Genomic DNA, 15,730 nt, shown 5'->3' on the forward strand with positions numbered 1-15,730 from the left:
GCGATGAAGCCGGCTGTCGCGATACGGTCGTTTATTCGTGTCGAGGGGGCGTTCCATGGGAAACACCGATTTGCGCCAACGCCTGAGCCGCGATGCCTTCGCCGCGCCCGCAAAAACCCAGACCTTCCGTCGTCGTCGCCTTAACGCTGATACGATCGGTTCCAATGCCTAAAATTTCCGACAAGTTGTTGCGCATACTTTCGCGGTGCGGCCCGATTTTTGGCGCTTCGCAGATGATCGTTATATCGACGTTGATCAGGCGTCCTCCGCGTTGCGTGATACGTTCCAAGGCGAACCGAACGAAGGTAGCTGAATCGACGCCTTTCCATTGAGGCGATGAGGGGGGGAAGTGGTCTCCTATGTCGCCATCCGCGATGCTACCTAAAAGGGCGTCGCAAAGCGCGTGCAAAGCGACGTCGGCGTCGGAATGTCCTTCTAGGCGCTGCACGAACGGGATCCGCGTTCCACATAAATAAAGATGATCTCCGGCAGTGAAGCGGTGGACGTCGTAGCCGGCCCCCGACCTGTATTCCTCGATGTCCATACGCTCTCTCAGAAGCCGACGCGCACGGGATAAATCTTCCCGGGTCGTGACTTTGAAATTATCCTCATCGCCGGGCACTATTTCAACATCCAGACCTGCGGCCCGGGCGATGGCGTCATCGTCGGTCATTGATTGCCCCCGAGTCTTTTCGTGCGCCAAGGAGATGGCGTCATAGCGAAAGCCCTGCGGCGTTTGCGCCCGCCACAAATTTTCCCGAGAGACGGTCTCTCCGGCCTGTATAGACGTTTGCGAGACGCGCCGTCCGCGTTTCAACGTATCGACGACGGGCAGGGCGGGGATCGCCCCGGCGGCGTCTTTAACGGCGGCGATCACGTTTGATATGACGGCGGGCGAGACGAAGGGACGAGCGCCGTCGTGGATCAACACCACATCGACATGATCATTCTGCAGGCTTTCTAGCCCGGCGCGCACCGACTGCTGGCGTGTGGTCCCACCGAAAACGGGGGCCATCAGGTTCATCCCCTTCGTGCCCTCGCGATAACGTTTTTCATCGTCGTGGTGTATCACGACACGAACCGCGTCCACCTCGGGATGATCGAGAAAAGCCTGCGCCGCATGGGCAAGCACGCAGCGCCGTCCTATCATGGCGTATTGTTTGGGCATGTCGGCGCCGAAACGGCTTCCCCGTCCGGCGGCGACGATCAGGGCGATGCATCGCGCCATATCGTTTTTTATCCAATTCGGTTAATCTGGGTAACGCCGTGAGGCCGCGGCTCAATCTAATGTCCTCTTGGGATCTTGCCAAGTCTCGCGTGGTCGGTCAGGTTTAGCCCGGCGGATCGGAGGATGCGCCCAATTCAGACTTAAAGGATGCCCCGCACCATGGCAGATGCTTTTATCTTTAGCCTGGCCGCCTTGCTTGCTCTTGTGCCTGTAAGCATCGTGTCGTTAAGAAAAAACGCCACCCGAACGGGGATTTTTTGGGTGCTTTTGGCGGTCGCCGTCATCGGTCCGGTGGCGCGCACGACGGCTTTGTTATCGGGGACATGGCATACGGGAATTTCCCCCACGCTTTGGGTGAGTATCAGTGCGGCAATGGTTTTGTTCTTCTTGGTTGGTCTGTTCAACCGTGAAGCTTTACGCCTGACCCCTTTGCTGGCGCCCTATATGTTCGGCATGGGGCTCCTCGCTCTGGCTTGGCAACACGCCCCCGCGCAGCCACTGTCCGGCGCCGTGGGGGGCATCGGAAGTTGGCTCGAAGCACACATCGTGATCTCGGTCTTTACTTATGGTTTGGTCACCATCGCGGCGGTCGCGGCGCTGGGGGCGGTTTTGCAGGAACGCGCCTTGAAAACCAAACGACCGACAATGCTCACCCGGTTGCTTCCTTCCGCGGCCGATTGTGAGCGACTGCAAATCGGGATGCTGTTTTTGGGCGAGGGACTTCTCGCCCTGGACCTCGTGACGGGCATGATCGCGCAGTATGGCGAAACCGGCGTGGTCATGATTTTCGATCACAAGACGATCTTCAGCTTAGCGGCCTTCTGCGTTATTGGAGTCTTGATCGTGGCGCGGTACACCAGCGCCGTGCGTGGACGCAAGGCGGCGCGCATGGTTCTCGTCGCCTACCTGCTGTTAACCCTGGGTTATCTGGGGGTGAAATTCGTCACCGATGTGCTGATGGTGGGCGGCGGCGCATAAGCCGAAGCCGTCATTGTAACAGTTCTTCCGGGACTTTTGACGTATGCAGGCGCAATTGCGTTGCAAAATATGAAAAAATGCACAATAAATAGGCAAAGTCACATCCTTCGTCAATTTAGATGAGTCCCATATGTCTTATACGATCGGCCCCGTCACACTGCCGAGCAACGTGTTGCTCGCCCCCATGTGTGGCGTCAGCGATTTGCCTTTCCGTCGTCTCGTGCGTAAGCTCGGCGTCGGTCTCGTGGTTTCGGAAATGATCGCGAGCAAGGCGATGATCCATGCCGCGCGCAAGACCATGCGCATGTCCACGCCATGCAGCGACGAGCATCCGATGGCGGTCCAGATCGCCGGGAATGAACCGGAAATCATGGCCGAAGCGGCGAAATTAAACGCCGACCGTGGGGCCGCGATTATCGACATCAATATGGGATGTCCGGCGAAAAAAGTCGTCAAGGGTTATGCCGGATCGGCGTTGATGAAGGACGAGGCGCTGGTTGGTAAAATTCTCGAGGCCGTCGTCGGCGCGGTGTCGCTTCCTGTAACGTTGAAGATGCGCACGGGATGGGACGACAATTCCCGAAATGCGCCACAAGTGGCGAGAATCGCACAGGAGAGCGGCATACGGTCTCTCGTCGTGCATGGCCGGACCCGGTGCCAAATGTACCGTGGCCGGGCCGATTGGGATTTCATTGCGGAAGTCAAGGACGCCGTTTCCATTCCGCTGTGCGGCAATGGCGACGTGACCACCGTCGAGGATGCCGAAGATTTGATCCGTCGCGCCAACGCCGATGGTGTGATGGTCGGGCGGGGCAGCTATGGTCGGCCATGGTTTTTATCTCAGGTCGATCATTACCTTCGGACCGGGGAAAAATTACCCGATCCGGATTTATCCCGGCAGTTGAACATAATCTTCGAACATTACGACGCCATCCTCAGTCACTACGGCGTCGAGGCGGGGCTGCGTATCGCGCGCAAACACCTAGGCTGGTATTCCAAGGGGTTGGCGGGATCGTCCGAATTTCGCCGCGAGGTTATGCGTCTCTCCGACCCGAAAGATGTGATCGCCCTGCTGCGCGCTTTCTATACCCCCTTGATCGAGCAAGTGGCGGCATGATGACGGACAGTATAACTTCGATAAAAAGAAAACCGCGCACAGCGCCTACGCAGGTCGATGCCGACGCCGTGTTGAACGCCTTGACCCAGACGGTGATGGTCATCGGCGCCGATGACCGCATCATGTATGTTAACGGGGCCGCCGAACAATTCTTTAAAATCAGCGCGAACAAATTGAAAAAGAAGTATCTTTTTCGCGAGCTCATCCCCGAGGACAATCCTATATACGGTCTGGTCGTGCAAATTCGCGCCGGTGCGTACGCGGTTTCCGAATATGGCATCCATCTGCGCTCGCCGTTATTCGGCCATTACTTGATCAACGCCCAGGCGTCGATGATTCTGGAAACGCCCGGCGCCACGGTTCTTTCCCTTCGCGAGCGTTCGATCACCGATCAAATCGATCACCGCCTTACCCACCGCGGCGCGGCGCGTTCGGTGTCGGCGATGGCCGCCATGCTCGCCCATGAAGTTAAGAATCCGTTGTCGGGAATACGTGGCGCCGCTCAACTCCTAGAAAGTAGCGTCAGCGCGGAAGATCATTCACTGACAACATTGATACGCGATGAAACGGATCGTATTTGCGCCCTGGTGGACCGCATGGACGTTTTCTCCGAAACCGGCCCGATCGTAGCCGAAGCGGTTAATATCCACCTTGTTCTCGATCGGGTGCGCCGGTTGGCCGAAAGCGGTTTCGGCAGGCACGTCCGTTTCATAGAACACTACGATCCCTCGCTGCCGCCGGTTAGGGGCAGCCGAGACCAATTGATGCAAGTTTTCGTCAACTTGGTCAAAAACGCTTGTGAGGCGTGCCCTGAAATTGGAGGGGAAATCATTTTAAAAACCGCCTACAAGCACGGCGTTCGGTTTGCGATGCCGGGATCGAAAAGCAAAGTGCATCTTCCCTTGATGGTTAGCGTTCAAGATAATGGTCAGGGCATGGCGGAAGATGTTCAAACCTATATTTTTGATCCGTTTGTGACCACCAAACCCAAGGGGAGTGGGCTGGGGCTTCCCCTCGTGGCGAAGATTGTCGGAGACCATGGCGGTGTGATCGATTTTGAATCTCAACCGGGACGAACTGTTTTTCGGGTTATGCTGGCGATGGAGCAGACAACGGATAAGACGGGGGAAGGGACGCGCGAATGACGGCAAAAACCGTTTTAATCGCCGACGATGACGAGGCGATCCGCACCGTGTTAAACCAGGCCCTCGGGCGGGCGGGGTATCACGTTCGAACAACGGGCAATGCGTCGTCACTCTGGCAGTGGGTTAAGGAGGGTCTGGGCGATCTCGTGATTACCGACGTGATGATGCCCGATGAAAACGGGCTCGATCTTATTCCGCGTATTCTTAAGGTTCGCCCCAATTTGCGTATCTTGGTGATGAGCGCGCAAAACACCTTGTTGACCGCCGTCAAGGCCACCGAACGGGGCGCCTTTGAATATTTGCCCAAGCCCTTTGACTTGAATGAGCTGCTCGGCGTGGTTCGCCGCGCCTTGGAAACGCCACGCGGCGCACAACCCGACCGCGCGCGCGGAGAGGAAGGTGAAGATCTCCCCTTGATTGGGCGTTCGAGTTCGATGCAGGACATCTATCGAACCCTGGCGCGCCTGATGAATACCGACCTGTCGGTTATCATCACGGGAGAAAGCGGCACGGGAAAGGAGCTGATCGCCCGCGCCCTGCACGATTACGGCAAGCGTCGAAAAAAACCGTTTGTCGCGATCAATATGGCGGCCATTCCGCGTGAACTGATCGAAAGCGAGCTGTTCGGCCATGAAAAGGGCGCCTTCACCGGGGCGACGCAGCGGGGCGTCGGGCGTTTTGAGCAGGCCCAGGGCGGAACCTTGTTTCTCGACGAAATCGGCGACATGCCGCCCGAGGCGCAAACCCGATTGTTGCGCGTTCTACAAGAGGGCGAATATACCACGGTTGGTGGGCGGACGCCGGTTAAAACCAATGTTCGCATCATCGCCGCCACCCACCGCGATTTGAAGCAGCTGATCCGCCAAGGGTTGTTTCGCGAAGACTTGTTCTTCCGCCTCAACGTCGCCCCAATTCGCCTGCCCCCCTTACGCGAACGGGTAGACGATATTCCCGAGTTGGTGCGCCACTTCATTTCGCTGGCCGCCAGCGAAGGGTTGCCATGGAAGACGGTTTCTCCGGAGGCCATGGAGCGCCTACAGCGCCATTCGTGGCCGGGCAACGTGCGTGAACTGGAAAACATGATCAAGCGCATGGCCGCATTATGCGCCGAGGAAGATATCGGCCTTGAGGCTATTGAAACCGAACTGAACGATAGTGTGCCCATGGCTCCGGCGCCGGATGATTCTGGGGGGCTTTCGGCGGTGATCGAACGGCAGTTGCAGACTTATTTTTCCGCTCACGGCAAGGCGCTTCCCGCCTCGGGATTACACGAAAGAGTGGTTCGCGAGGTCGAACGTCCGTTGATTTTGTTGACGTTGCAGGCGACCAGAGGCAATCAAGTCAAGGCGTCCGAGGTTCTTGGTCTTAATCGCAATACCCTGCGTAAAAAAATCCGCGAGCTCAACATTCCGATCGTACGTGGCGGGCGATGAATGCGCGGATGTCCCCTTACGCGCGCCTCTTGATCCGTTTTCGCATCTGGTCGCGGCGCGTCAAATTGCCCCGGATTTTGGCTTTGGTTCTGGTCGTCGCCGCCGTCGTTTCGGGCACGGCGACCTTCATCGCGTTGACCGGAACTTCGGCGGGTGAGAATGGCGTCGATCCGCAGACCGTCCTCGTTTTATTGGGCTTGGACGGAGTGCTGCTGTTGATGCTGGGCGCGGTCATCGCCTGGCGTTTGGTGGAGATGTGGATCGATCGGCGCAACAAAAGCGCCGGGTCGGGCCTGCTCAGCCGCATGGTGTTCATGTTTTCCATGGTCGCGGTGACCCCGGCGATTCTTGTCGCCGTTTTCGCCGGGCTTTTTTTGAATTTCGGTATCCAGTCTTGGTTTTCCGATAAAGTCCGTACCGCCCTTGAGGCCTCTCATTCGGTGGCGACGGCTTACCTCCACGAACATCGGCAATCGATCCGCGCGGTCGCCCTTGCGGTGGCCGACGACCTAAACAGTGAAGCGGCGTCCCTGGTGCGCAGCCGATACCAATTCGACGCGGTGTTATCGACCCAGGCCGTACTGCGCAACCTGCCGGAAGCCTTGGTGATCGATTCCAAAGGCGCCGTGCGCGCCCGTGCGCGACTGTCGCCGACGCAAACCATCAATATTCCTGAAGACGCTTTGACCCGGGCCAATCTGGGCGAGATCGTCATTCTGACATCGGACGCCGATGACCGCGTGCGGGCCTTGCTGCGCCTCAATCAGTTTGCCGACGCCTATCTGCTGGTCGGGCGCTTCGTCGATCCCCAGGTCATGAGTTATATCGACGCCTCGACCAAGGCGGAAAGCCTCTATAAGAGACTGCAGGAACGCAGTGGCCGCATCCAGATTACTTTTGTCGTTATTTTTATCGTTGTCTCCTTGTTGCTTTTATTGGCCGCGGTGTGGATCGGCATTTCGTTCGCGACCCAGTTGACGACGCCGATTACGCGCTTGATTGGGGCGGCGGAAAAAGTGAGCGCCGGGGATCTCAGTGTGCGCGTACGCGCGCCGGCGTCCACCGACGAGGTTGGTACGCTGGCGCGGGCTTTTAATCGTATGACCGATCGCCTGGACGTCCAGCAACAAGGCCTGATCGAAATGAACCGTCAGTTGGATGAGCGCCGACGCTTTACGGAAACGGTGCTTTCCGGCGTGTCGGCGGGGGTTGTCGGCCTTGACGCGCGAGGCCATGTGCACCTGCCCAACCGTTCGGCCTCGGAGCTTTTGGGGCTTGATCTGGATCCGTATATCGGCCGCCGTCTTGAAGACGCCGTGCCGGAAATGCACACAATTATCGAACGCGCGATAACCAATCCGGAGCGTGGGGCGCGGGTTGAAATTTCGATCGTGCGCGACGGACGCCCAAGAACCTTGATCGTCAATGTCGTCGCCGAACACCTGGAGGGGGAAGTCATCGGTTATGTTCTGACGTTCGATGATATTACGGAGCTATTGTCCGCGCAACGCAAGGCCGCCTGGGCCGATGTCGCCAGACGCATCGCCCACGAAATCAAAAATCCGTTAACGCCAATTCAACTTTCCGCTGAACGTTTAAGGCGTAAGTATTTAAAACAAATAACAAATGATGCGGAAACGTTTACGTTGTGCACGGATACGATTGTTCGTCAGGTCGGGGATATCGGGCGCATGGTCGATGAATTTTCAGACTTTGCACGGATGCCCGAGCCGGTTATGAAGCGGGAAAATATTTCCGATATTTGCCGCACCGTTTTTTTTCTCGAACGCAACCGCAAGGAAGATTTGCGCAACGGGGAGCTCCCGGACGGTACCTCCAAACCAGACATTGAGTATATCCTGAATTTACCCGATGATGACGTCTACGCCGTCTGCGATGGGCGGCAAATCGCCCAGGCTTTGACCAATTTACTCAAAAATGCCGCCGAGGCGATCGACGGTGGGGGCGAACGTGGACTCGCAGGACGGATTACTTTGGCGGTTTCAACCGAGAGGATGTCGGCCCGGCGAGAAAAGGCCTCCGACGCCCTCGATAACGCCTCCCTCAAGGAAACCGTGCGCATCATCATCGAAGACAACGGCGTGGGATTGGCGGCGGACATGATCGATCGCCTGACCGAGCCTTATGTGACCACACGCCAAAAGGGCACTGGGTTGGGCTTGGCGATCGTAAAAAAAATAATGGAGGATCACGATGGTGATCTGCGCCTTGAAAACCGCCCCTCGGGCGGTGCGCGGATCACCATGATTTTGTAGAAAAATAAACGCGCGCGCTATCTTTTTTAATTATCATTTCGCCTCGCTAAGCGGAAATTTCCGGCGGTCGGGACGCATATTTTTTCATGGGAACATCATGGCGAACGACATCCTCATTGTTGACGACGAAGCCGATATCAGGGTTTTGACGTCTGGAATTCTTCAAGATGAAGGCCATCATTGCCGGCTTGCCGCCAATAGCGACGACGCCTTGAAACATATCGAAACCCGCAGACCGGACCTCGTTCTTTTGGACATTTGGTTGCAGGGAAGTCGTCTTGACGGTCTTGGAATTTTGGGCGCCATCAAAAAACACGCCCCGAGCCTGCCGGTCGTGATGATGAGTGGTCACGGCACGATTGAAACGGCGGTCAACGCTATTAAGCAGGGCGCCTATGAGTTTATCGAGAAACCTTTCAAAGCCGACCGCTTGGTTCTGGTCGTGGAAAGGGCCTTGGAAGCCGCCCGACTGAAACGTGAACTCGAAGAGTTGCGTCTACGCACAGACAGTGATGACGATCTGATCGGTCAGTCCAGCGTGATGGCTACGCTGCGCCAAACGATCGAGCGTGTCGCCCCGGCCAATTCCAGGGTGCTTATTACCGGCCCCTCGGGGTCGGGCAAGGAGGTCGCCGCGCGGAAACTTCATGGTGCGTCACCACGCAGCAAAGGCCCCTTCGTCGTCGTTAATTGCGCTACCATGGCTCCCGACCGGGTGGAAAGCGCGTTGTTTGGTGTCGAGAAAAATGACGAGGCGAACGGTAATCACCAAATCGGTTTTTTCGAGGCAGCGCATAACGGGACGTTGTTTTTGGACGAAATTACGGATATGCCCGTTGAAACGCAGGGGAAAATTGTCCGCGTTCTACAAGAACAAATTTTTTCCCGAGTGGGCGGAACGGCGCGTATCGAGGTCGATGTGCGCGTTGTCGCCGCCGCGACTCGCGCAATCCAGGATGAAATCGCCGCGGGGCGGTTTCGCGAGGATCTTTACTATCGCTTGAGCGTGGTGCCCATAGAAATTCCGCCGCTTAGAAACCGGCGCGACGACATTCCCATCCTGGCGCAGTATTTCATGAATAATGTCGCCAAGCACAACGGTCGATCTCCCCGTACCCTCGCCAATGACGCCATCGCCGCCCTGCAGGCCTATAATTGGCCGGGCAACGTTCGCGAGTTGAAAAATGTCATCGAACGCATATTGATCCTTGCCCCTGGGGATTCGGTTATGGCGATCCGCGCGGATATGTTGCCGGGTGAATTGCGCAGCTCTTCCGCGAAGGTTCCGGCGGCCACGGGAAACACAGAAATATTAGCGCTGCCCCTGCGCGAGGCGCGGGAGATGTTTGAAAGGGAATATCTTATTTCTCAGGTCCGTCGTTTTAACGGCAACATCTCCAAGACGGCCAATTTCGTCGGCATGGAACGTTCCGCCTTGCACCGTAAATTAAAGGCGCTTGGCGTCGATGCGGAAACCGTCCTCAAAGGAGAATAAGAATTCGCTTTGTTAAGAGGATGGTCGGGAGTAATTTTTGTTTTCTCAAGACTTCGGCGGATGTCCGCGTGGGGAGGGGGCGAGTGCGGGGAAACCTGCAAGACGTCACGGTCGCCCGCAAAACGTCATAGTTGATCGTAGCATAGGTTGATCGTGGCATAAGGTTGATCGTGGCATAAGATGGCCATCAAGATGGAAATTATCGCATGAAAGTGATTGTTTGCGGCGCCGGACAGGTCGGCTTTAATATCGCACGGCATTTGGCGCAGGAAAACAATGACGTCACCGTCATTGACCAATCTCCCGAACTGATCCGTCGTATCAGCGATACGTTGGATGTGCAGGGGGTCGTCGGGCATGCTTCGCGCCCGGATGTTCTCGAACGTGCGGGGGCGTCCGATAGCGACATGATCGTCGCGGTGACCTACGCCGATGAAGCGAACATGATCGCTTGTCAGGTCGCCCATTCCCTCTTCGATATTCCAACCAAGATCGCCCGCGTACGCCATCAGAGCTATCTACAACCGATGTGGGCGAATTTGTTTTCTCGCGAGCACCTGCCGATTGACGTCATCATATCCCCGGAGATCGAGGTCGCCCGCGCCGTGATGCGCCGTCTTCAGGTTCCCGGCGCTTTCGAAATGATCGCCCTTGCGGGGGACCGGGTTAAGTTGCTTGGCGTGCGTCTTGACGAGCAGTGCCCTTTAATCAACACGCCCTTGCGCCAACTTACCCAACTTTTCCCCGACCTGAATATCGTCGTCATCGGCCTAATGCGCGCGGGCGAGGCGGTCGTTCCTTCCGGAGAGGACGAGATGCTCGCGGGCGACGAAGTCTATTTCGTGGTCGATGCGAGTCAGCAAGAACGCGCCATGGCGGCCTTCGGTCACGAGGAAACGGAGGCGCGCAGACTGCTGATTTTCGGTGGTGGGAATATCGGCTTGTTCCTTGCCGGAGAGCTGGAAAGAACCTACCCCAATCTTAACGTTAAAGTTGTCGAAAACAACGCCGAGCGGGCGCAGACGATTGCGGGGCATTTGAAGACGACGATGGTGATTCACGGCGATGTTCTCGATTCTGAAATACTAGAAGAGGCGAACGCCGCAATTACGGAAACCGTCATCGCCGTAACCAATGACGACGAGACCAATATTCTATCGTCGCTTCTGGCCAAAAGAATGGGTTGTGAGCGGGCGATCACGTTAATCAACAAGGGCGCATACGAGCCGCTGATTTCGTCCCTGGGGATCGACGTCGCGGTTAGCCCCCGCAACATCACGGTATCGACCATTATCCAGCATGTTCGCCGGGGCCGCATACATTCCGTGCACGCCTTGCGCGACGGCTTTGGCGAACTGATCGAGGCCGAAGCGCTGGAAACCTCGCCCCTGGTCGGCTCACCGCTACGTGAGGTCAACTTGCCCCAGGGCGTGTTGATCGGGGCCATCGTCCGGGGCGAAGAAGTCATCAGCCCTCGCGGACATACCGTTATTCAGGCCAAGGATCGCGTTGTCTTATTCGCCAAGGCCAGCGTCATCCGCAAGGTTGAAGCTCTGTTTTCCGTTCAGTTGGAATATTTTTAGTCTCAAACATTTTACCGTTTTATCCGGGGGCATTTTATGGCGCTTTTTGCTTACGTCAATGGCCGCTACGAACTCCAACGCGGCGCCGGGGTGCATATTGAAGACCGCGGCTATCAATTTGCCGATGGCGTTTACGAAGTCATCGCCGTGCAAAATGGCCGCTTGATTGACGAGGTCGGACACTTGGATCGCCTAGAGCGGTCGCTGAGCGCCCTGGAGATCGCGGCGCCTATGGATCGCGCGCCTCTCGGTTTGATCATGCGTCGGCTGCTTGAAAAAAATCGTATCGATAATGGTATGATCTACCTTCAGATTACCCGCGGAGTCGCTCCGCGCAATCACGCTTTTCCCGAGGGAATGAAGCCCAGCATCGTCATGACCGCGCGCCGACTGAAACCTTTTTCGCGGTCGCACTTCCGCCAGGGCGTGTGCGTGATTACACGACCAGATACACGTTGGAAACGTTGCGATATTAAATCGATATCTCTTTTACCTAATATTTTAAGTAAACAAGAAGCCGTGCGCTCCGGAGCCTTCGAGGCATGGCTCGTCGATGACGCGGGGAACATCACCGAAGGGGCGTCCTCCAATGCCTGGATCGTTACCGGGGACGCAAGGGTGGTCACCCGCGACGCCGGAGGCGCCATTCTCAACGGCATCACGCGCCAGAGAATCATCGCACTCGCCCGGGAAAATGGGTTATCTCTGGAGGAACGCCCGTTCAGCCTCGAAGAGGCCACCGAAGCCGCGGAGGCGTTCACGACATCGAGCACGGCTCTTTTAAGGCCCGTCGTGAAAATAGACGATAGGGTGATCGCTGACGGCGAGCCGGGGCCGTTCAGTTTGAAACTTCTGGACCTTTATGCCGCGCATATGGAGCGGGGAGGGGAAGCTCCATGAGCACGGTTCCTTCCGTTTCGGTTCCGCGCGAGGATTTTTCAGTTTTTCCGCGGGCGGTCATTTTCGATTGGGACAATACGCTAATCGATTCATGGCCTGTCCTTCACGAGGCGTTGAATGGGACTCTCCGCGCTTTTGGTCATGCGCCATGGACTTTTGGCGAGACCCGCCGGCGCGTCGCCCGTTCTTTACGCGATAGCTTCCCCGAACTCTTCGAGGCGCGTTGGATGGAGGCGCGGGACGATTTTTACGCACGCTTCCAGTCCATTCACCTCGATCGTCTGACGCCGCTGCCGGGGGCGGAAAATTTATTGAATGATCTTCGGGACCAAGGCGTGTATTTGGCCGTGGTGAGCAACAAAAAAGGCCCAATTCTTCGCCGTGAGGCCGCGCACCTCGGCTGGACGGATCACTTCGCCCATATCGTTGGGGCGGATGATTGTCCACGCGATAAACCGGCGCCGGATCCGGTCTTGCGCGCGCTCGACGGCGTCTCCCGAGAAGAGGGCGCCATTTGGTTTGTCGGCGACAGCCCGATCGATATGGAATGCGCCGCCGGCAGTGGATGTGTCGGCGTTCTTTTGCGCCCCGAAGCGCCGGAGCCTGGCGAGTTTGCGCACTCTCCGGCGCTCCATTTCGGCGATTGCCGCGGTCTCGGCGGTTTTGTTAAGGCGCGCGCGCCCCTGTGAAGTCTCGGACGTCGTTTTTTATCCGAAAAACACGCTATTGTTTATGTCACCGTCGTTTTTTCACTTGATCCTTTCGACAAAGACGGCGATAAATCTCGGCTCTTGGGCTTGCCTTTCGTTGATCATTTGTGGCATAGCAGGACCAAGTCATCTTCGCTGGGGGCGGTCGAGGAATTTTTCTTTGGCTTTTACGTGCTCTCGACGCTTAATTTATTGATTTACATCAATATACAATAACAAAAAAACAAGAGGGGGAGATACGCCCATGTCACCCGAGAAATCACAAAACGTGCAGGACGTTTTTCTCAATTACATACGCAAGAACAAAACGCCGGTGACGGTTTTTTTGATCAACGGCGTTAAATTGCAGGGAATTGTCACCTGGTTCGATAATTTTTCCGTCCTGCTGCGTAGAGACGGGCACACCCAACTCGTGTACAAACACGCCATTTCAACCGTCATGCCGTCCAATCCCGTTCAGTTGTTCGAACCCGAAGAAGACGCTTAAACAGCCGACATTATTTTGGTCTCCTCATCAGACGACAGTTCCGTCACGACCTCGCGCCAAAATGATTCTCGTGGCGATCGTTGTCTCGTGACGTTCCCTTATGTGAAAAGCCGCGTCGTGGGTCACGCGCGCGATCCCGAGGCCCAGTTGGATGAAATCAAGGGGTTGGCCAGCGCCATTGACCTTGACATTGCCTACAGCGAGGTCACGCCGGTTTCCGCGGTCAGATCGGCGACGTTGTACGGGAAAGGGGCCCTGGAACGGATAGGGCGGCTTATCGCCGACCTGGAATGCGCGGTGTGCATCGTCGATGCCCAACTTACTCCGGGGCAGCAACGTAATTTGGAACGCGCCTGGTCGTGCAAGGTGATCGATCGAACCGCCTTGATTTTAGAGATCTTCGGCGCTCGGGCGCGCACCCGGGAAGGGCGCATGCAGGTCGAACTCGCCCACCAGACCTATCAGCGCTCACGCCTTGTGCGTTCGTGGACCCATTTGGAACGCCAACGTGGCGGCGCGGGGTTCATGGGGGGACCTGGCGAAACCCAAATCGAAACCGACAGACGCCTTATTGATCAACGCATAACCCGCTTGAAACGCGATCTTAAGGATGTTAAGCGGACGCGCCAACTCCATCGCGCCGCACGGAAACGGGTTCCTTATCCGGTCGTCGCGTTGGTGGGCTACACCAACGCCGGAAAATCAACTTTGTTCAACCGTCTGACCAAAGCCCAGGTGGTGGCGAAAGACCAATTGTTCGCCACGCTTGATCCGACCATGCGCGCCTTGACCTTGCCTTCGGGACGCTCGGTTATCCTTTCCGATACGGTGGGGTTCGTTTCCGACCTGCCCCATGAGCTGGTCGAAGCCTTCCACGCCACGTTGGAGGAAGTCGAGGAGGCGGATATCATCATCCATGTCCGCGATATCGCCCATCCCGATACCGAGGCCCAAAAAAACGACGTCCTGAACGTGCTCAAAGAATTGGCGCATGACAACGGTGAGCAAAGGCCAAGTGACGCGGTCCACGACAATGTTCCCGATATCGAGGTTCTCAATAAAACCGACCTCTTAAAAGCCGATGCCCATGACGCCCTTTTGAATCGGCTCGTTCGCGCCGAAGACGGCGGCGTCGCCTTGTCGGCGGCGACGGGTGAGGGGATATCTCGACTATTGGCGTTGATTGATTCCGCGTTGGCTAAAAACCTCGAAATTCTGAACCTCGATCTTCAGAGCGATGACGGCAAGAAACTCTCCTGGCTCTACGACCACGGCGAGGTGCTTGAGCGGCGTGACGACGAGGAGGGGGGCGTTCATCTGGTTATCAGGATGGCTCCGGCGGATATTCGGCGCTTTGAACGCCTCTATCGGGAGGGGGAGTCACCTTCTCAAGGCCAGGGGCTATAGCCGCGCGCCCTGATATGGTAGGCTGACGTTGAAAAAATAACGGTTGAGGCGGCCTTGCCATGAATTTCGACCCTCAAGATGTCTGCCGAGCGATCGATGACGTGGCGAAACAGGAAATACTCCCTTTTTTCCGCCATCTCGATGCGGACGATATCTTCAATAAGGGCAATCGGGACGTCGTCACGATGGTCGATTTGCGCGCCGAAAAAGCGCTGAGCACGGCCTTGCGGAAGATCGCGCCGGCCAGCGCCGTGATCGGCGAGGAAGCCAGCGAAGAAGATCCCAATATATTGAATTCATTGGATGACGATCGTCCTTTCTGGATCGTTGATCCCTTAGACGGGACAAAAAATTTTATTGCGGGGCGGCCGGTCTTCGCCGTCATTGTCGCCTTTTGTGAACGGGGTGAAACGCAAGCAGGATGGATATATGACCCCTGCGGAGAAGTCATGGTTCACGCCCATAAGGGGGGCGGTGCTTGGCTTGGGGCGCGCCCGCTTGGTATTTCCGATAATCTTTCCCCATCCCAAAGCACGGCCTCGCTTGGACCGGGCATGCGCAAACGCCTGCACGCCCATACCCACGCGCGGTCCGGCGATCGTGCGCCGCCGCCTGAAATTCCAGAGCGGATTGTGCGTTATGGGTGCTGTGGGCGTGAATATATCGATCTTGCACTGGGTAAAATTCAGTATGCGGCCTATGGCGGAAACCTCAACGTCTGGGATCACGCCGCGGGGGTGCTTATCCACCGTGAGGCTGGCGGGTACAGTGCGATTTTTCCTCATGAAGCCCCTTATCGCCCCCAGCGTTACCGCCATGGTGAACAATTGCTGCTTGCGCCGTCGCCCCCTTCGTGGGCGAGCTTCAGGCAAAAATTGATGCCATAAGGGTTCAAGAATTATACTTTTCGGCACCTTGTTCTATAGTGTCCGAAGAAGCGCGTCGTTTAATCTTTAGGGGAGGATATCCAA

Annotated in this window: 13 protein-coding genes; 12 read left to right on the forward strand and 1 reads right to left on the reverse strand. The window is 56.7% G+C overall.

The window, feature by feature from the left end:
* Positions 1 to 31 precede the first annotated feature (31 nt).
* Positions 32 to 1,228 carry a bifunctional 2-C-methyl-D-erythritol 4-phosphate cytidylyltransferase/2-C-methyl-D-erythritol 2,4-cyclodiphosphate synthase gene (locus P3M64_RS01890; RefSeq protein WP_132939531.1) on the reverse strand — a complete coding sequence of 399 codons (1,197 nt, stop codon included), beginning with the start codon at positions 1,226 to 1,228 and terminating at the stop codon, positions 32 to 34.
* A 159-nt stretch (positions 1,229 to 1,387) separates the two neighbouring features.
* Here P3M64_RS01890 and P3M64_RS01895 point away from each other — a divergent pair, with 159 nt between their 5' ends.
* From P3M64_RS01895 to P3M64_RS01950, 12 genes are all read left to right on the forward strand, one after another.
* Positions 1,388 to 2,206 (forward strand): cytochrome C assembly family protein, encoded by an 819-nt coding sequence (locus P3M64_RS01895; RefSeq protein ID WP_132939530.1) that lies wholly within the window; start codon positions 1,388 to 1,390, stop codon positions 2,204 to 2,206.
* Between the two features lie 130 nt (positions 2,207 to 2,336).
* Positions 2,337 to 3,323, forward strand: a complete 987-nt coding sequence (dusB, locus tag P3M64_RS01900; RefSeq protein ID WP_132939529.1) for a tRNA dihydrouridine synthase DusB — start codon at positions 2,337 to 2,339, stop codon at positions 3,321 to 3,323.
* On the forward strand, positions 3,320 to 4,468 hold the full coding sequence (locus P3M64_RS01905; protein ID WP_132939528.1) for a two-component system sensor histidine kinase NtrB: 1,149 nt from the start codon (positions 3,320 to 3,322) through the stop codon (positions 4,466 to 4,468). Before dusB ends, P3M64_RS01905 begins: the two co-directional genes overlap by 4 nt.
* Positions 4,465 to 5,901 (forward strand): nitrogen regulation protein NR(I), encoded by a 1,437-nt coding sequence (ntrC, locus tag P3M64_RS01910; protein ID WP_132939527.1) that lies wholly within the window; start codon positions 4,465 to 4,467, stop codon positions 5,899 to 5,901. The genes P3M64_RS01905 and ntrC overlap by 4 nt, the downstream gene beginning before the upstream one ends.
* A gap of 8 nt (positions 5,902 to 5,909) precedes the next feature.
* Positions 5,910 to 8,177, forward strand: a complete 2,268-nt coding sequence (locus tag P3M64_RS01915; protein WP_165886355.1) for a sensor histidine kinase NtrY-like — start codon at positions 5,910 to 5,912, stop codon at positions 8,175 to 8,177.
* A gap of 97 nt (positions 8,178 to 8,274) precedes the next feature.
* Positions 8,275 to 9,672: a nitrogen assimilation response regulator NtrX gene (gene ntrX / locus P3M64_RS01920; RefSeq protein WP_132939525.1), complete on the forward strand. Its 1,398-nt coding sequence runs from the start codon at positions 8,275 to 8,277 to the stop codon at positions 9,670 to 9,672.
* A 206-nt stretch (positions 9,673 to 9,878) separates the two neighbouring features.
* Complete coding sequence (gene trkA, locus P3M64_RS01925; protein WP_132939524.1) at positions 9,879 to 11,255, forward strand: Trk system potassium transporter TrkA; 1,377 nt, start codon at positions 9,879 to 9,881, stop codon at positions 11,253 to 11,255.
* 36 nt (positions 11,256 to 11,291) lie between these two features.
* Entirely contained in the window at positions 11,292 to 12,155 is an 864-nt protein-coding gene (locus P3M64_RS01930) for a D-amino-acid transaminase (protein ID WP_132939523.1), read from the forward strand.
* The gene (locus tag P3M64_RS01935; RefSeq protein WP_132939522.1) at positions 12,152 to 12,844 is read left to right on the forward strand and encodes an HAD family hydrolase; all 693 of its coding nucleotides are present in this window, start codon (positions 12,152 to 12,154) and stop codon (positions 12,842 to 12,844) included. Before P3M64_RS01930 ends, P3M64_RS01935 begins: the two co-directional genes overlap by 4 nt.
* Positions 12,845 to 13,109: 265 nt before the next feature.
* Positions 13,110 to 13,352, forward strand: coding sequence for an RNA chaperone Hfq (gene hfq, locus P3M64_RS01940; RefSeq protein WP_132939521.1), 243 nt, complete (start codon positions 13,110 to 13,112; stop codon positions 13,350 to 13,352).
* A gap of 87 nt (positions 13,353 to 13,439) precedes the next feature.
* Positions 13,440 to 14,759 carry a GTPase HflX gene (gene hflX, locus P3M64_RS01945; protein ID WP_243644798.1) on the forward strand — a complete coding sequence of 440 codons (1,320 nt, stop codon included), beginning with the start codon at positions 13,440 to 13,442 and terminating at the stop codon, positions 14,757 to 14,759.
* Positions 14,760 to 14,818: 59 nt separating this feature from the next.
* Positions 14,819 to 15,646 carry an inositol monophosphatase family protein gene (locus P3M64_RS01950; protein WP_132939519.1) on the forward strand — a complete coding sequence of 276 codons (828 nt, stop codon included), beginning with the start codon at positions 14,819 to 14,821 and terminating at the stop codon, positions 15,644 to 15,646.
* Positions 15,647 to 15,730: the final 84 nt, after the last annotated feature.

Source organism: Varunaivibrio sulfuroxidans (genome assembly GCF_029318635.1).
In the GTDB taxonomy this organism is placed as follows: Bacteria; Pseudomonadota; Alphaproteobacteria; order Rhodospirillales; family Magnetovibrionaceae; genus Varunaivibrio; species Varunaivibrio sulfuroxidans.